Genomic DNA, 16,230 nt, shown 5'->3' with positions numbered 1-16,230 from the left:
GATTCGGAGAGGCAGCTTTCGGAGTAGAGGTCAATCAGACTTGTAGCAACCCGACCCTCACGAATGGCTCATTTTTATCGAGAGCGATAATACCTCCGGCACACAAAGATTGAAGATGCTGATGACTGACTCGATATTTTGTCCCTCAGTCCGATTGGATGCTGACAAAAAAGAGGAAAGACCTTTGAGGCCTTTCCTGATTGGGGATCAAACCCAACGTGAGACGAACAGCGTCCGTGCCGGGAGAGCGGATAAGTATTGAGCGAATGAATCAGCCTCCTCTTCGGAAGTCCTGCACCCCGTCGGCGATGCCTCTCGCGATGGCATCACGAAACCATGCGGTCTTCATACGGCTCCGCTCGTTGGAGTTACTGACAAAACCACCTTCAACAAGCACTGACGGAAGATTGCAGTGACGGATCACATAGTAGCGCGCATATTTCACTCCTCGATCGACAACCTTTACCCGACTCATCACACCGCGATGGACGTCCTTGGCCAACTTGTAGCTCTCTTTGGTATGGTAGAAGGTCTCAATGCCGCTGACCTGTTGTTTCCAAGTATAATTGTAGTGGATCGAGATGTAGATCGCATTCTTGTATTTGTTCGCTACCGTCATACGACCTGGCAGCGAGACAAAGTAGTCACTACGGCGGGTAAGAACCGTGTTATATCCCATTTTCTTGAGGTGGGATTCCAAGCGGATGGAAGTATCGAGCGCCAGATGTTTCTCGTATACCCGCCCCCACTGCCCGCCTTTATCATGCCCGCCGTGACCGGGATCGATAATGACAGTTCTAAAATTGTAGGCGCTGGAAACAGTAGAAAATACGAGCCCAAGCAGAAGAGTGAAAAAAAGCGTCTTCATAATTAGTAAGGCATGAAAGATTATTAAGTCTTATTGATGAATCCCGCTACTCTGTAAAGACTATTTTAAAATTTTCTCGGAATTTTAGAATTTCCAGTTACTGAGCCGGAATTTGCGGTCGGTCTGATGCCTTGCGTATTGTGGACTGCTCTTTTTTGACCGCTTCAGGATCATAGGGGATACTATTCACGACCCGGACAGACCCGTCTCCATAAGCCATCAGCACGGGATCGCCTTGGGAGGCGCGCTGGTGTATATCCCGATCGACCAGCTTGCCATCAGCGCTTACCTGGCAATGCACCCACATTGATGGAGTCGCCAGAAACATGACGTGCATTCTTTGAGCTGAGTCCAAAGTCACCATAGGTTTGCGCAGCATCATAGCGTCCCCAAGGAGAAATGTTCTCATAGGCACACCTGTATGGCCATCGGTAACCTGCGCGTAGAGCTGGGTTTTCTGCCCATTGGAAAAGGTGATCAAACGCATCTCGCGGGTTTCAGCGCCCCGATCGTTTTTGACCCCGACCTTCTGCGTCCAATAGGTGCGTCCCGGATTCAGATTGAAGAGCAACCGGTTCGTCGAAGAGCCGTTGACCTTTCCATGGGGATCCCGAATCACAGCAGATGCCGCAAAATTGCCCTGACTGCTGAGCATGAAATATTCGCTGAGGTCCACCCGCTTAGCGAGCGACTCACCCACTTTGATCTTCAAGGCTCCGAAGGCATTCAGCTTACGGGTCGTGACAGGGTTTCCTCTGGAATTTGTCACCACAAACGCCAGCCATGGCAGCTCCCGGGTCGAGGAAAGCGTAAGGTCCTGCCCGCTGTGATTGGTAATAATCACTTCCGCGATGACAGGCTCCCCTGCGACATAATTCTTTTTATTGAGACTCAGCGACGTTGCCAATTGGCCGTATGAAGCCATGCATGAGCCAACCAGAACCGCGACTATGGGGAAAATACGCATCATCAGACCCGCGACAATAGCTGACCAAACCGCGTAGTCAATCCAACGGAACGATTTCCCGACATAGGCATATATTCAATCAATTAGTTCGGCTGATCCCGCTCGCCGAGAGGGCGCACCCAAATATTGCGGTATTCCATCGGGTCCCCATGGAACTGAAGACCAATTGGTGCGGTGTCCGGATGGGTTTTCGGGTATGAGGCGAGCTTCTTGTGACTGGTAGGTCCCAAATATGATTCCGCATTCTGCACCACCACTCCGTTGTGAATAATCGTAACCTTCGCAGGTGTCTTAACGCTATCTCCCTCGTATACAGGCGGAACGAAGATAATGTCATAACTATTCCATTCGCCCTGTGGGGAAGTCGCATTCACGAGAGGGGGCAGCTGCCCGTAAAGCGCACCTGCCTGACCGTCCGGATAGGTCTTGTTGTTATGGCTTTGGAGGACCTGGACTTCGTATCTTCCCATCAGGAAAATCCCGCTATTACCACCTTTCTGGCCGTTGACCTTCCGCTCCGCAGGTAGACGCCACTCGACGTGTAGCTGGATTGCTCCGAATTTTTCTTTGGTGCTGATCGCCTTTTTGGTTGCAACCATCGCTCCGTCTTTGATCTCCCAAACGGCTTCTCCGCCGTCAGTAGTCCAGGCATCGAGATTTTTCCCGTCGAAGAGAATCGTTGCATCGGAAGGGGGGGTTACCACCACCGCACCGGCGGTCTCGATGATGCGGGGCTGGGGTCTTTCGCCATCGTGGACATGATAGGAGGTGCCGGTGATGATGGGTGTATCCTGATATCCCAAACCCTCACCTGCCTGCAAACCACCGGCCGCCAGCATCGCCCCGCCAAACATCCACATCGTGTGTTTCTTCATATGCTTAACTAAACCGCCATTGCTCTTTCCATCTTTCAAGTCTCTTTTTTATTTATCACCGAATGCTGGTTGCCGAGAAGGCTGATCCATGGATAGCTTTCCGGACGCTATGGCCACCTTCACCGCCACCTCGCCAAACAACGATCAATTCCCTTTCGAACTAGTCCGGCCAGATCTGGAAAAAGTCGAGACCGCTATCCGCGCCCAGGTTCGTGACTTCGATTCCGCAGTCGAGCCATATATCGCTTATATCTGCAATACTTCAGGAAAGCGTATCCGCCCGGCCCTTGCTATTTTGATTGGCGGTGCGGTAGGTGAAGTCACTGAAGATCATCGCAAGATCGGCGTGATCCTTGAGTTGATCCACATGGCGACCCTCGTCCACGACGACATCATCGACGGCGCCATTGCCCGCCGCTCCATGCCTACGGCAAACGCAAAATGGGGAAATGCCCTGGCGGTCCTGCTCGGAGACGCACTTTTTTCCCACGCGCTTACGCTGGCTACGGATTTCAACTCCATTGATATCTGCCGCAAGGTCGGACAGGCAGCGCGTGAGGTTTGCCAGGGTGAGATCATCCAAACACAACGCCGCTTCGATCTCACGCTTTCCAAGGAAGACTATTTCCGCGTGATCGAAATGAAAACCGGCGCACTTTTCGCCGCTGCCACAGGTCTGGCGGCTGCCGTCTCCGGCTTGGATGAAAACGCGGAGAAAACCCTCGCCTCCTATGGGATGAAACTCGGGACCGCTTACCAGATATATGATGACTGCCTCGATCTGGTCGGATCCGAAGAAATCGTCGGCAAAACGCTTGGGACGGATTTGGCAAAAGGAAAACTTACCCTGCCGATCCTTAATTTGTTGGAAGCGGCCAGTGAAGAACAGCGGCAAAAGATCAACAACCGGATCCTGGAGCAAAAGGAGATCGATCTTCCGGACCTCGTCGGGCCGGGTGCCTATGACCTCGCCCTGGAAGGTGCGGTGGGCACAGCGCTCGAATTATTGGAAGGCTGCCGCCAGGATCTGGATGTCCTGGTATCTTCCGAATACAAAGACGCCTTATTGCAGATCACATATTTCCTCGAAAATCTGCTCCAGCAAAGCCGTAAATAATCACGCGGTCTTGCGGCTTTCTTTTTTGCCAAAATGCAAAAAGTGGGCCCAGCTTTCATCCCCCAATCCATTTTCCTGCAGCCCGTAAAGCGGACGCCATCTGGGAGCGAAAGGCTTGTTTGCCGGATACATGTTCGCCTCTTGGGGAAACTTGTTCGCCTTGCGCGTATTACACTTCACACAGGAGGCAACAATGTTCTCCCAGGTTGTTTTACCGCCTTTGTCCCGTGGAATGACATGATCCAGATTCAGTTTGTTTTCCGGTAAAACTTTCAGGCAATACTGGCAGGTGAACTTATCTCTTAAAAATACATTCCGCCGGGTGAACTTCAGCTCCAGTCTGGGCAGGCTGTCATAGATCGACAAAACAATGATCTTGGGCACCAGCAAAGCCAGCCTCACGCTGTGGATCATTTCCTCGCTGACAATGCCTTTCGAGTGACCGATCCAAGAGCCTAGATCGTGGGTTGTGAATTTTTCCTCGCCATCGACCTGCACCACATGAGCGTGGCCGATACAAAGAAGGTGGACGGCACGTCTGGCCGAACAAGTGTGGACCGGTTGCCAATAACGGTTCAACACAAGCACAGGTAATTCAAGAGGAGCACTCATATCCTTTCCCAGCAAAACGTTGGGAAAGCTAACAAACCTTTTCCATCGGGCAATGGAAAAGGAGCAAAAATGCGCTATTTCCTCAAAATCCCTGCTCTTTTACCCTCACCCAGGCGGTTTCCATTTCCACCAAATCCGCTTCTTCCAGCGAGCGACCGCGCTCCTTGAGTTCTTTTTCCATCGCGCCAAAACGACGCTCAAACTTGGCATTCGCTTGAGACATTAGTATCTCCGGATCGATATTCCGGAAGCGGGCCAAGTTCACCACAGAGAACAAAAGATCGCCCAGTTCCTCCTCCACGGCGTGCATATTTCTTTCCTCCACCGCGGATTGCAACTCGCACAACTCCTCTCGGATCTTTGCCAGAACTCCTGTCTCGACCGGCCAATCAAAGCCGACTTTTGCCGCCTTCTTCTGGAGTTTTCCCGCCCGGACAAGTGCCGGCAAACCCTTGCCGACGCCGTGTAGGTAAGGGACCTCCTTCTCACCTTTTTCCTTCCGCTTGATTTCATCCCACTGCTTCAGGACAGCATCGGCATCGTCGGCCGTGGATGTGGCGAAAACGTGAGGGTGCCTGCGGATGAGTTTTTCGGAAATTCCTCGTGCCACTTCTTCAAAATCAAAGCGTTTGTCTCCTTCGGCAATCTCGCTGTGGAAAACCACCTGTAAGAGCAAGTCTCCTAGCTCTTCGACCATGTCCGCATCATCTCCCCGCTTTATTGCGTCGACCGTCTCATATGCCTCTTCAATCAGATTCGGCACGATGGATTCATGCGTCTGCTCCGCATCCCACGGACATCCACCGGGCGCACGCAACCGATGCATCACAGCACGCAATCTTTCCATTTGCTTACCCGGCTCGCAGCAATTGATCATTTCCTCATCCGTCATAGCTCAATCCTTATCGCGATTCGCCACGCGGTGAAGCAAATCCCGCTCCTCAGCGGTCAAACTCTGGAATCCATGCTCTGAGATTTTATCCAATATCTTATCAACCTCCGTCGAGGAGCGTAGATCGACCCGCGTCCGTGGCCGGATTTTGGGCCCGATTTCCCGGGTTTTGTTCCCGGGAATACCGCGAAAAGCGGCGGGTTCCCGCCCTCCCCCGCTCCGGATCCAGCCTTGCCACTTCGCGAGTTGCATCAGTAAAAAGCCAACAATCGCGCCTCCCATATGGCCGGCCTCCCCGCCTTCATTTCCGCCGATTTTAAACACAATGGACCCGATGGAAATGGCCATCAACGCAAGCGCCATTTGCTTGATGCTCAGCGTAACCGGCGGGAATAGCAGCGAGACGCGCAAGTTTGGTGCAATCATTGCAACTCCTACAAGAATGCCGTATATCCCTGCCGAAGCACCCACCAATCCGGAAGTATCGGTAACGCTCGGCAGCACATGGATGTATTTTAAGAGCATATAGAACAATGCTCCCCCGATACCGGAGATGAGATAAAAGGATGTGAACCGCACAGCCCCCCACCACCGCTCCATCCACGGGCCGAAAAAATACAGACCGATACAATTGAAAACCACGTGTCCTACGCTCCCATGAATGAACTGGAAGGTTACAAACTCCCAGATTCTCCGTTCGTGAACTGCTGAATGAATAGTGAATGCAAACTCATTCCGGATGCTATGGTCTAAAAAAAGCAGATCGGTGAAATAGATCCCTAGATTCAGAATCAAGAGCCATTTCACCACCGGCGTAAGCTGCGGCATGATATCGCCACGGTCAGAAGGAAATCGGCGTTCTGCAAATGACATAAGTGGATATTATTGATGCGTTCGTTGATTCGGCAAGTGCTTCCCCCGCATCAGATCATTTCCAGACACACCGCTTTCAGATACTCCGCCTCCCGGAAATTCGCCGGATGATCCGGCGCGTGCCCGTGCCGCCATAGCTCGCGCCAGCGCCTGCCATCCGCTTGGATGCATTGCTCAACCAAAGTGTGGAATTCTTCTGCCGAAACATGCGCGGAACAAGAGGCAGCCACCAATACACCACCCGGCTTCAACCGCTCCATCGCTCTGGAATTCAGCCTCGTATAAGCCCGCACAGCACCCTCTCGCTGCGACTCTCTTTTGGCCAGGCTGGGAGGATCCACGATGATCAGATCAAACATCTTTTCATCTTCCTCCATCCAGCGAAAGGCATCCGCCTGCACGGAAAACTTCGTCACCTGCGCGATTCTCGGATCACTGGAATTGAGGGAAAAATTCCGCGCAGCGCTTTCCAGCGCATGTGCGCTGATATCGAGGTCAGTCACCGAATCGGCACCCCCACGGGCAGCATAAAGGGAGAACCCTCCTGAAAAGCTGAACACATTCAGCACGTCACGCCCTTTTGCAAGTTGCTCAACACGAGAACGATTATCGCGCTGATCGAGGAAAAACCCGGTCTTCTGCCCTCTCAGCACGGCGGATTCGAAACGGATTCCATTTTCAGAGAACACCACAATTTCAGCGCCGGCCTCGCCACGGAAGCCTTCTTCCAAGCCATATTCCTTCGCCTTGGCCACAATGTTGCGGCTCATTCTCAGAACGAGATACTGTGGAGCAAATACTTCACGGAAAACCGCCTCGATTTCCTCCCAGAGCGCGAACCAACCGGCCGCATAAACTTTCACCACCAGGGTGTCCCCGTATCTATCTGCTACAATACCGGGAAACCCTTCGCTTTCCCCGTTGATCATTCGTGCTCCGTCTGTTCCGGACCCAAGGACTTGTTCTTCACGTTTGGAAAGACACAACCGCGCCTTCTCCAGCCACCAATCGTGATCCAGCATTGCGGGCTTCCCACAATGGAGAATCCGGACACGGATGGGGGATTCCGCCTCGTATAAACCTACAGCCAGAAAGCGATCCCGCTTGTCATACATCACGGCCAACTCTCCGGTCGCTCCTTGCCGGTTCTGCTTTTTGATGCTATCCCCGTAGACCCAGGGATGACCACTTCTGACTGCTGCCTCAGCTCTCGGAAAAAGTTCCAATCTCAGTCTTCCCACCTTTTTTTCGCCACCGCTCATCTCTTGGGAGAAAGCCCCAGAGGAGTGGGCAAATCAAGCTCAGAGCTGGCGCAAGCTTACCGGAGAGTCGAGAATTTCTTTCACAACCACCGCCTGCCTTAGCTCCTTCATGTTGCGGAGCCTGGATTTCACGCCGATGCACGGCCCGGATACATACTGCTGGTGTTCGCTCCCTTTCCCGCCCATTTTTGTTTTTTCCGATCGTTTGCGCTGCTCGATCTCCGCGAGCCTATCGGCGATGGCCCGTTGCCTTTCCAGCTCATCGTGCATCTTCATTCCTGAAGCATTCGCAAGTGGCTTGCCGACCTTCTTTTCAGGAACAACGGCCACCGGAGCGGATTTCGGAATCGGGGGCGGAATTGCCGCACGCGGAGCTGTCACTTCGGTCCTTCCAGCCTCCTGCTCGGCAAGATACCGCTTGATCTGCTCACGCCGTTGTTCTTCCGCCAATTTTTCCTGCTTGGCTTCCTGGGTGGATTTCCACCACTGCACAAGCCCGGCAGCTGCGGCCAGGAAAAAGATAATGTTGTCGAAAAAGAAATCCATCTACCCGGAAAAGTAGCTGATAAACTCCGGCACTCAAGCTCCGAGAAGCTCTGCGGGACAATCTTCAAGGAATCCGCACCGTCCGAATCCGATAGCCGGGATCCAGCTTCGTGATCGCTTCGCGAATCTCCGTCTGGACGGAAGCAGCCCCGTAAAACGGCCCGGATCCGGCGCCCCCATAGGTATGGGTCTCCAGCAATACCAACTCGCCACCTGAGATCATGAACGATGGGTTACCACTGTCTCCAACCACCAGATTCTTACCCCACCCATACCGATCTGACTCGTCCTGCTTGAAAGCGATCGTTCCACCGTGGATAGATGAAATCAAATGAATGAAAAGAGACCTTTTTTGATCACTGACTATTACCGGCCGATCTACTAAGTCCGCAGTATTCGGAGAAACGGAGGGCAGCGCATAGCTGTGATACGCGGCTGGCAGGGGCTCATTGAGCAATCCAACCATAATATCGGAAGAAGTCGCCATCAAAGCTTGAATCCTGCGCACGGCGCGGCGGCCATTCCGATCATGGAAAATCACGGCATCGCCCACATTCCGGGAATAGTGCTTCGCCATCACAACGTGCCTGGGAGTGATCAGAGTCGCAGTGCGTGTATCATCGAAAGCCACTCCGGACATATCCATTCCCCGCGTCCATCCACCCGCCATTGTGGCATCTCTATCAGCACTATACTCGGAAAAAATCTGAGGAGGAGCCTTCGGAGCCGGCAATGAGGGGCTTGGCAAAGATGCTTGGGAGGCACAGGAAATCATCGCACCGAGCCACAGCGGAATACTCAGAACCAAGCTCCGGCAGTAATGGGACTTAATTTTCATCACAGTCGCGGATGTTACGCCAGCGCCCCTCCGTGTCACGCGGCAATGACAAGCTACCGCTCATCTGTGACAACCGGGCGTTAGCGGGAAATCGAGGACCAGCGCATGGTTCTGTCCGTGAAAGCAATACTCAGCTCCCTATTTCTAGCCGCTCTAAATTTGCAAGCAGCTCCACCAGAGGCCGACCGCAAAGCCATCCTCTCGATGGCCGGCACCTTCGAGGTCGATTTCAATTTCACAGAAGACTCCAGTTTCACCGAGAATTACCCGATAGCCAGCAAGCCCTATCACGAGCACGCCCTGGAAGTCGTCGTGGTCGCGGAAAACACCCCGGAGAGAATCATTCTCCAGCATCTTCTTGTCGTAAACCACTCGAAGAAGAAGACCGATATGGTCATCAAGCACTGGGCGCAGATCTGGACTTGGCAGGATAGCGAGCTGCTCGCTTACAGCGGTGCGGACGGCATTGATGAATGGACTAGGATTACCCTTCGGAAGGAGGATTCCGCAGGAAGATGGACTCAGCTTGTCACCAGTGTAGATGATACCCCTCGCTATGAAGGATCGGGAAAATGGAGCCACGGGCTCGGTATTTCCACATGGCGGGGCGCCGATACACGCCGTCCATTGCCGCGCCGGGAATACTCGGTAAGAGACGATTACGATTACCTGCTCGGCACCAATACCCACACCGTTTCCGGGACCGGTTGGCTTCATTTCCAGGACAACCTGAAAGTTATTGACCGGGGCAATCCCAGCAAAGCGATCGCACACGAAACGGGCCTGAACCGCTACACACGCGTGGAATCCGAAAGGGCCGAAATCGCGCTCAACTGGTGGCGGGAAAACCAAACTGCCTGGAAGGATATCCGCGCCTTCTGGCTCAGCGCATGTGATTCAGCGGAAAAGACCTTCTCCTACACCACCTCCCACAGCGGCACCGGTCTCTCACAAGCTCTGAGCGATCTGCAGAAAACCGCACCCGGAGCTACGGAAACCGCCAAGACCCTCCGCCCCTATCTCACCATAAACTGATCCAAAAAATATGAAATTTCACGTTTTGCTTCTCGCCTTATCCTCACCACTGCATGCCGCCATCAGCTTCACGCTTCCGGGAAATTCGGAATCCGCAGCCTGGACTGGACTCAATGCCACAAACTACACCTCGGCAAGCGGATACCCATCCTACCCTACAGCGACAAATCCTTGGCCGGCAGCGATCGATCCAGACTCCGGCTCGACCGCTAACGGCTCCTTCAATAAAGTCTCCGGTGGTGGCTATTTTGCCTCGTCTTCCCTTTATGATGCAGGCACACCCGGCACCTTCAGTATCTCGGGCACCACTTCCTTGAATCCGGAAACGATCATTTTCCAGGCAGATCTAGGTTCCGCATTTGGCAGTGATCCGGTGCTCAGCTTCAACGGAGGCGCCCAATCCATCGCCGCCAGCCACACCGGCACTTCGACAGGGAATTTCTCCGGCGGATTCGGTGGGCCGCCAGTGCCCTCGACCAACTATGCATGGCAATGGGATTTATCCTCGGCGCCTGAAAATATCTCCAGCTACACCATCGAGTGGACCACTGCTCCGCACGGCACGATTTACCAGCTGGATCTCGCCGTAGCCGATAGCTTCACCCAAGTCGTCCCGGAGCCAGCAGCACCTTTGCTCGCGCTTCTTTCGTTTTCACTTCTCAGCTTCAAGCGTCGCCGTGAAAGCAGTAATTACTAGATTCTCCGTGTTGTTAGGCGCTCTCCTCACTTGCTCGGCGGCAGCTGGGGAGAGCGTGACACTCACCATCCTGGAACCATCCGAAGACCGCTGGATGTATCCTTCCAATGGCACGCCGGGATTCCGCGCCCAGGCATCGACCTTCAGCGCTCTTCCTGCCGCAGGAGATCAGGACGATCGCTTCGGCCAGTTTATCGTGAAATTCGATACCGAGTCGGCAGGAATCCCTACCGGACTGGGAGCGGAAAACTACGAAATAAACAGTATTTCACTCTCGGCAGTCATCGCCCAGGACAGACTTTTCCGTTATGATCCCAGCGAGGACCATTGGTCTACCTATGGCTACCTAGCGCTTCCCGATGCTGATAGCGGGCGTCCGCTGGAGCTTTTCGGCACTGGTTTTCGTAACGAAAACGAGGCATCGACTTTCACGGAAACTTCGCCGATGGGAGATGCTTCGAGAGGAAAACGCAATGCCTACGCGCTGGGCTTCGATCCCTCGGGCGCACCTCGTGACGTCAGCAACAATGTGACCGATGGGTTTGAACCGGCGCCCTGGGCAATCGCGGAAATTTCCGGCCTATCGACGGGTGATCTGGTCCCGGTCGACACCACGGTGATCTACCATATTTCCCATGGCCAGGCGGATATCGGCCGTTACCTCCGTGAGAGCCTGAACCAAGGGTTTATCTGGCTGACGGTCACCTCACTTCATCCGGCACTCCAGCAGGGTGGCGAATTCGTATCCTACTACACCAAGGAAGATCCGGTCCACGAGCTCTTCGGAGACTCCGCACCCCGCCTTAGCATCAGCTACAATCTACCGGAGCTTGGCTTCAATAGTTTCGAGCGGAAGAGCTCGGGGGAGGTAGCCCTCTCTTTTGTCGCCCTCCCGGGCTTCAGCTATGTGCTCCAAGCGAGTCCCGACCTGACGGAAAACTCGTGGATGGATCTTGAAACCTTTTCCACGCAGACCGCCAGGTCCTTCTCCTGGCAACAGAATTCACCTCAGGAAAAACGGTTTTTCCGCCTCTCCAGAACACCCCTTTCACTATGAAAAAACGCATACGCCCCCACGCAAGCGGCTTCACACTTTTAGAACTCCTGGTCACCACAGCGATCATTGCCACCCTTGCTGGCATCTCCGCGACAGGCTATCTCAGCCTGCGTCAGAAAGCGCGAATGGTCACGGAAATCAACGCCGCCAAAAATCTGATCACAGCCTATCTTTCCTACCCTTCCGATCATAATGGCCAGGTGATGCCCGGCTACCAATCCGATCCAGAAGTCACAGATCTTGATGGCAGGCCATTGGCCTCCCCGATGAATGCGCGTTACCCGTGGCGGCTCGCCGCAAACGCTCCGCGCATTGATGGAGTCATGCTTTTCAACGGCAACGAGACCGCCCTGGACGAACAAAACAGCGACTACCTTGTCAGCGTGAAACCAAATCTGGGTATCAATGCCGTCTTTCTCGGCGGACACTTCGGGAGTGGCAGCCCGCTCCCTCCATCCCCACGGCTGCTGGAAGCCTATGGAAAATTTCATCTCACCCATCTCGCGGAGGCTCACGCCCCGGAGGAACTGATCGTTTTCTCCTCGGCACGCTCCGGGAAAGACAGCCCGGGCTATTTCGAGATACGCTCGCCAAAACTCACCCGCCCGATCTGGTCTTCCACAGAATTTAGCGAGGACAGCCCGGCATCCAGCCATGGTTTTGTGGATTTCCGTTACGATGGGAAAACAGTAACCGCCTGCCTTGCAGGGAATGTTCAACTGATGGATGAGGACGAAATGCGGGACATGCGCCATTGGTCGAACCAGGCGGCAATCGAAAATGATCCTGATTTCCTGATTCGTGTCGGATCGAACTAAATATAAAAAATGAAACTCTTATTGCGAATAGATCTCAATAAGACTATCGATGCCGTGTGCCTGATACCGATGATAACCTCGATCTAAGCTGGAGCCTGCTAGCTCCGGGCCTGATCACTGGCGGATTCCGCACACGGATCAACAATGCTGGCCTGAGGTGGCAATTTCCCTCCAAGGGCCAGATCTGGCTGTGGATGAACCATGGGGGAAACGGATTGATCTGGGGCAGCAAGGACCGCTTCATTCTAAAGCCCGGAATGTATGCGCTGACCGGCGGCGGCGATCCGTCCGACTGGATGTGCCTGAGATATCCGGGCGAGCATCACCTTGATATCGTAAAGATTGATCCCACCTGGCTTGCATCCCGGCTGGGCCGGGCGTTGCTCCACCCGGAAATGAAAAAATGGCTTTCCGCGGGATGTCCCGTCGCCTTCTGCGGTCTGATGGGCGTCTGGGAAAACGAACTTGGCCATGCTCTGGGACGAATCGCAAGCAGCCCGGCACCCGGAAAACTCATCGCCGAAGCAAAAATACTGGAGTGGGCGGCAGTGAGGCTTTTCCGGACATCACCCACCGACCAGGTGCCGAGCTTCTGTGCAAGCATCCGCGACAAAAATCCCGTCCGGCGTGCTTTGGACCATCTAGCATCACATCTCGATGAGCCACTGGATCTCCCCGCCCTCGCCCGGCATTCAGGCATCGCGCCGCATTACCTTTCCCGGAAAGTCCGGGCAGAGACAGGCTCCACCCTGCAGCGTCATCTCCGGCGCCTGCGGATCGAGCGGGCCTGCGAGCTGCTGGCATCAGGAAAATCGAACATCACGGAGTCCTCTCTGGAAGTCGGTTACCAATCCCTCAGTCACTTCGCCAAAGCCTTCCGGGAAGAAGTCGGCACATCGCCCCGTGAATGGCTGGCTTCGCAAAAAAAAACCGCTTAGTTTTCCGCGAATGACTTCTCACACCGCCCCGCTATCTATCGCCCAAGCGACCAAACTTCGGAAGATTTTAGAGGATCGCGGGTTTGATTTCATGGAGAAGCCCTACACAATCTACGCTGCGAAAAAGGGTAAACTAAGCATCAGCGTCTATCAGAAAGGCCCGAAAGTTCTCATCCAAGGGAAAGACACGGAGGAGTTTGTTCACTTCATACTGGAGCCGGAAGTCACCGGAATTGCGTCACCCGGCGGACATGCGGAACCCGGGGCGAATGAAGATGATGAACATTTTGCCCCACATTTTGGAATCGATGAAAGTGGCAAAGGAGATTTCTTCGGCCCGCTGGTCATTGCCGGAGTTTATACCGATGAGAAGATCGCCCGCCATTTGATTGCAAATGGCATCATGGACTCCAAAAAAATCAACACCCCGGCCCGCATCCGGGAGCTGGCAGCACTGATCAAGGCGACACCGGATATCGCCTACGATATCATCGCCATACGTCCGGAACGTTATAACGAGATTTATGATTCCTTTCGCAATCTCAACCGGATGCTCGCCTGGGGACATGCGACCGTCATCGAAAAACTCATTGAGCTGAAACCTGACTGCCCACGCGCGTTATCGGACCAATTTGCCCGTGCCGATGTCCTCCAAACGGCATTGAAGAACAAAAAAATTACCCTGCGGCTGGAGCAACGAACCAAAGGAGAATCCGACACCGCCGTGGCTGCGGCATCCATATTGGCAAGGGAACGGTTCATCGACTGGATGGATGCGGCGACAAAAAAAGTCGGCTTCACGATCCCGCTTGGTGCCTCTCCAGGCGTTGTCACCACCGGGAAGAAACTCGTCTCACTACACGGCAAAGAAGTGCTCGGTAAATTTGCAAAACTTCACTTCAAGACCACCCAACAAGTCACCGGATTACTCTGAGGCGTTTTCCAACGAATAGACCGGAATTCCCAGCTCTTTGCCGCGCTTCCACAACTCGTCATCGGCCGAAAACGTCAGCACAAAATCGATGGGAAGCAGCTTCGATTGATCAAGATCCCCGAGCTCATCGACACTTTTTCCCGATACCCTTTCGTAGTGAACATCTCCATGCTGAAAGCCTTCGGGCAGCGATCGCGTTTCTTCACCAGGCTTTGTCCAGATGACTGCCCGATGCGGTTTTTCACCACGTAATTCCTCCTTTGATAACCACTCACGCAATGGCACTTCACCTGAAATATAAAGTTTCCAGCGCTCCTGTAGCCAAAACACATCCAAGGGGGAGACTTTCATAGCCTCTTCCAGAGCCCTCATGCAGTTGGAAGAGTTATAAGGTTTTTCCACCTTGTGATAACGTGCACTCCATTTCCCCGGAGCCACTGTTTTCAAAGACAACGCCAGGACTTCGCTTTTGCAGCGACGAACCAGAAGGCTCGGCAGCGGACTTGCTTTGGTGATTCTACCGAAGAACGAGACATTCTCTCCCTGCATTCCCACCCGCTGGTCGGCGAGAATCCCAATCACTCCGTTTTCCCTTAAAAAACCACCAACCTGATGCAGACTGTCCCGCTTGGAAAATAACCGCGTCCCATCCGCCTCACGCTCCTTCAGCACACGCTCGTTGAGAATGGGATTGTTCAATGGACGGTAGAAAGCGCCGCTTTTTGTCCCCTCGGGAAAGGTCCGGTGCATTCGTGTCAGCAGCTCCCAGTTCCCCATGTGCGCCAGCAACAGAACCACTCCCCGACCTTTTGCCACCGCAGCGTCCATCACTTCCGGATTCTCAACAGTCAGCAGATCGCCGAGACCCTCTTTGGATGCCTTTGAGGTGATCGCGGAACTGACAAGATTCGCCGTAGTCCGGATAAAGGAATTCCTCGCAAACTCTGCGATTTCATCGAGCGAAAGCTCTTCTCCGGCCAAGGCTACCCGGAGATTCCTGGAAATCGTTTGCTGCCTCCGCGTCATAAAGGGCCAGATCATCTTTCCCATGGCTTCACCTACGCAGAAAACCGTCTCCGCAGGCAGCTGCCGCATCACCATCGCCACCAATGAGTGGGCGATCGCCTCAATCCTCCAGCTAAGTTTTTTTGTGAATCCCGCCGCCATCTAACTCAGCTCCTCCCGTCTACCCAGGGTAATCGCCAAGCCCACAGAGCCGACCAAAATGAAATAACATGCTAGCAGCTCGAGATAACTTTTACAAATCCGGGGGATTTCAGCCGAAAACGCATCCTCGCCCAACGAGGCTTGCCAGAACTGTGGGGCACCTACCACCCGATTGAAGACATACAAAATCAACAACGCGGCACCAATAAATCCTGCTCCGGCGTGATGGCCCATGGTTCCGAAAAACCTGACCATCACCTTGCGGTGCCGCAACGCGGTGATCAGAGCAGCAAAGAGCAGAATCCCGATCACCCACGCATCAGGAAACCGCCACTCCATGATCCCGGAAATAAAGTCTTCCAATTCACCCACCAAAGCCGCCGCGAGTCCCAAAGCCAGAACCCGGCAAACCGCCCGCCGGTTTCCCGAGTGGGCCAGCGCCCCAATCATGACTGCCGTCGATGCAGCAAGCAAACCTGCCTGAAGTAGCTCGACCGTTCCCCGCTCCAAGGGGGCCCCCGGGCGATTCGGCAGCCACGCGGGTAGAAGAATCGTTACGGAGCCGATGCAAACCAGCACTCCACGCAACAGCGTTTTTTTCCAAGAACCCTGGCTGGTTTTATGGTTTGGAGAATTTGGCACACGTTTGGGTAAATCGGATTTCGACCCCTTGGCAAGGCTGATGAAGCCTCGATAGAAAAACCATCAAAGCCTGATTATTAATCAAAATTAAT

At 53.8% G+C, this 16,230-nt stretch carries 18 protein-coding genes; 7 read left to right on the top strand and 11 right to left on the bottom strand.

Features of this window, described 5'->3' with window-relative positions; all coding sequences use genetic code 11:
- Positions 1-271 precede the first annotated feature (271 nt).
- The 3 genes from ACFSSA_RS00655 to ACFSSA_RS00645 form a co-directional block, all read right to left on the bottom strand.
- A complete protein-coding gene (locus tag ACFSSA_RS00655; protein ID WP_386817833.1) occupies positions 272-868 on the bottom strand; it encodes an N-acetylmuramoyl-L-alanine amidase in 597 nt (198 codons plus the stop codon).
- A 97-nt stretch (positions 869-965) separates the two neighbouring features.
- Positions 966-1,838 (bottom strand): hypothetical protein, encoded by an 873-nt coding sequence (locus tag ACFSSA_RS00650; protein ID WP_386817832.1) that lies wholly within the window; start codon positions 1,836-1,838, stop codon positions 966-968.
- Between the two features lie 80 nt (positions 1,839-1,918).
- Positions 1,919-2,710, bottom strand: coding sequence for a 3-keto-disaccharide hydrolase (locus ACFSSA_RS00645; protein WP_386817831.1), 792 nt, complete (start codon positions 2,708-2,710; stop codon positions 1,919-1,921).
- Between the two features lie 109 nt (positions 2,711-2,819).
- Between ACFSSA_RS00645 and ACFSSA_RS00640 the strand changes: the two genes are divergently transcribed.
- Positions 2,820-3,827, top strand: a complete 1,008-nt coding sequence (locus tag ACFSSA_RS00640) for a polyprenyl synthetase family protein (RefSeq protein WP_386817830.1) — start codon at positions 2,820-2,822, stop codon at positions 3,825-3,827.
- Here ACFSSA_RS00640 and ACFSSA_RS00635 read toward each other — a convergent pair whose 3' ends face one another.
- The 6 genes from ACFSSA_RS00635 to ACFSSA_RS00610 form a co-directional block, all read right to left on the bottom strand.
- Positions 3,828-4,439, bottom strand: a complete 612-nt coding sequence (locus tag ACFSSA_RS00635) for an HNH endonuclease (protein ID WP_386817829.1) — start codon at positions 4,437-4,439, stop codon at positions 3,828-3,830.
- Between the two features lie 82 nt (positions 4,440-4,521).
- A complete protein-coding gene (gene mazG / locus ACFSSA_RS00630) occupies positions 4,522-5,331 on the bottom strand; it encodes a nucleoside triphosphate pyrophosphohydrolase (RefSeq protein WP_386817828.1) in 810 nt (269 codons plus the stop codon).
- Positions 5,332-5,334: 3 nt separating this feature from the next.
- On the bottom strand, positions 5,335-6,204 hold the full coding sequence (locus ACFSSA_RS00625) for a rhomboid family intramembrane serine protease (protein WP_386817827.1): 870 nt from the start codon (positions 6,202-6,204) through the stop codon (positions 5,335-5,337).
- 50 nt (positions 6,205-6,254) lie between these two features.
- Positions 6,255-7,466, bottom strand: a complete 1,212-nt coding sequence (locus tag ACFSSA_RS00620) for a class I SAM-dependent methyltransferase (protein WP_386817826.1) — start codon at positions 7,464-7,466, stop codon at positions 6,255-6,257.
- Between the two features lie 39 nt (positions 7,467-7,505).
- Entirely contained in the window at positions 7,506-8,012 is a 507-nt protein-coding gene (locus tag ACFSSA_RS00615) for a hypothetical protein (RefSeq protein WP_386817825.1), read from the bottom strand.
- A gap of 64 nt (positions 8,013-8,076) precedes the next feature.
- Positions 8,077-8,850 (bottom strand): hypothetical protein, encoded by a 774-nt coding sequence (locus ACFSSA_RS00610; protein WP_386817824.1) that lies wholly within the window; start codon positions 8,848-8,850, stop codon positions 8,077-8,079.
- 117 nt (positions 8,851-8,967) lie between these two features.
- Between ACFSSA_RS00610 and ACFSSA_RS00605 the strand changes: the two genes are divergently transcribed.
- Genes ACFSSA_RS00605 through rnhC form a run of 6 tightly spaced genes read left to right on the top strand, consistent with a single transcriptional unit; the run spans position 8,968 to position 14,329 of the window.
- Entirely contained in the window at positions 8,968-9,885 is a 918-nt protein-coding gene (locus ACFSSA_RS00605) for a DUF6607 family protein (RefSeq protein ID WP_386817823.1), read from the top strand.
- 10 nt (positions 9,886-9,895) lie between these two features.
- Entirely contained in the window at positions 9,896-10,582 is a 687-nt protein-coding gene (locus ACFSSA_RS00600) for a hypothetical protein (protein ID WP_386817822.1), read from the top strand.
- On the top strand, positions 10,563-11,639 hold the full coding sequence (locus ACFSSA_RS00595; protein WP_386817821.1) for a hypothetical protein: 1,077 nt from the start codon (positions 10,563-10,565) through the stop codon (positions 11,637-11,639). Before ACFSSA_RS00600 ends, ACFSSA_RS00595 begins: the two co-directional genes overlap by 20 nt.
- Positions 11,636-12,457: a type IV pilin protein gene (locus ACFSSA_RS00590; RefSeq protein WP_386817820.1), complete on the top strand. Its 822-nt coding sequence runs from the start codon at positions 11,636-11,638 to the stop codon at positions 12,455-12,457. Before ACFSSA_RS00595 ends, ACFSSA_RS00590 begins: the two co-directional genes overlap by 4 nt.
- Positions 12,458-12,513: 56 nt before the next feature.
- Positions 12,514-13,395 carry a helix-turn-helix domain-containing protein gene (locus tag ACFSSA_RS00585; protein WP_386817819.1) on the top strand — a complete coding sequence of 294 codons (882 nt, stop codon included), beginning with the start codon at positions 12,514-12,516 and terminating at the stop codon, positions 13,393-13,395.
- Positions 13,396-13,405: 10 nt separating this feature from the next.
- Positions 13,406-14,329: a ribonuclease HIII gene (rnhC, locus tag ACFSSA_RS00580; RefSeq protein WP_386817818.1), complete on the top strand. Its 924-nt coding sequence runs from the start codon at positions 13,406-13,408 to the stop codon at positions 14,327-14,329.
- On the opposite strand, the gene ACFSSA_RS00575 is transcribed toward rnhC, so the two are convergent.
- Both ACFSSA_RS00575 and ACFSSA_RS00570 read right to left on the bottom strand, forming a co-directional pair.
- Positions 14,321-15,496: a lysophospholipid acyltransferase family protein gene (locus ACFSSA_RS00575; protein WP_386817817.1), complete on the bottom strand. Its 1,176-nt coding sequence runs from the start codon at positions 15,494-15,496 to the stop codon at positions 14,321-14,323. The genes rnhC and ACFSSA_RS00575 overlap by 9 nt on opposite strands.
- Positions 15,497-16,138, bottom strand: coding sequence for a hypothetical protein (locus ACFSSA_RS00570; RefSeq protein ID WP_386817816.1), 642 nt, complete (start codon positions 16,136-16,138; stop codon positions 15,497-15,499).
- Between the last annotated feature and the right edge of the window lie 92 nt (positions 16,139-16,230).

The sequence above is a fragment of the Luteolibacter algae genome, from assembly GCF_042683045.1.
Taxonomy (GTDB): domain Bacteria; phylum Verrucomicrobiota; class Verrucomicrobiia; order Verrucomicrobiales; family Akkermansiaceae; genus Luteolibacter; species Luteolibacter algae.
The sequence above is the reverse complement of the archived record's forward strand: the minus strand, read 5'-3'. Positions and strand labels throughout refer to the sequence as shown.

Coding starts and splice junctions, on each gene's coding strand:
- ACFSSA_RS00655 (WP_386817833.1), bottom strand. CDS start 868: ATGAAGACGCTTTTTTTCACTCTTCTGCTTGGGCTCGTATTTTCTACT.
- ACFSSA_RS00650 (WP_386817832.1), bottom strand. CDS start 1,838: ATGATGCGTATTTTCCCCATAGTCGCGGTTCTGGTTGGCTCATGCATG.
- ACFSSA_RS00645 (WP_386817831.1), bottom strand. CDS start 2,710: ATGAAGAAACACACGATGTGGATGTTTGGCGGGGCGATGCTGGCGGCC.
- ACFSSA_RS00640 (WP_386817830.1), top strand. CDS start 2,820: ATGGCCACCTTCACCGCCACCTCGCCAAACAACGATCAATTCCCTTTC.
- ACFSSA_RS00635 (WP_386817829.1), bottom strand. CDS start 4,439: ATGAGTGCTCCTCTTGAATTACCTGTGCTTGTGTTGAACCGTTATTGG.
- mazG (WP_386817828.1), bottom strand. CDS start 5,331: ATGACGGATGAGGAAATGATCAATTGCTGCGAGCCGGGTAAGCAAATG.
- ACFSSA_RS00625 (WP_386817827.1), bottom strand. CDS start 6,204: ATGTCATTTGCAGAACGCCGATTTCCTTCTGACCGTGGCGATATCATG.
- ACFSSA_RS00620 (WP_386817826.1), bottom strand. CDS start 7,466: ATGAGCGGTGGCGAAAAAAAGGTGGGAAGACTGAGATTGGAACTTTTT.
- ACFSSA_RS00615 (WP_386817825.1), bottom strand. CDS start 8,012: ATGGATTTCTTTTTCGACAACATTATCTTTTTCCTGGCCGCAGCTGCC.
- ACFSSA_RS00610 (WP_386817824.1), bottom strand. CDS start 8,850: ATGAAAATTAAGTCCCATTACTGCCGGAGCTTGGTTCTGAGTATTCCG.
- ACFSSA_RS00600 (WP_386817822.1), top strand. CDS start 9,896: ATGAAATTTCACGTTTTGCTTCTCGCCTTATCCTCACCACTGCATGCC.
- ACFSSA_RS00590 (WP_386817820.1), top strand. CDS start 11,636: ATGAAAAAACGCATACGCCCCCACGCAAGCGGCTTCACACTTTTAGAA.
- rnhC (WP_386817818.1), top strand. CDS start 13,406: ATGACTTCTCACACCGCCCCGCTATCTATCGCCCAAGCGACCAAACTT.
- ACFSSA_RS00575 (WP_386817817.1), bottom strand. CDS start 15,496: ATGGCGGCGGGATTCACAAAAAAACTTAGCTGGAGGATTGAGGCGATC.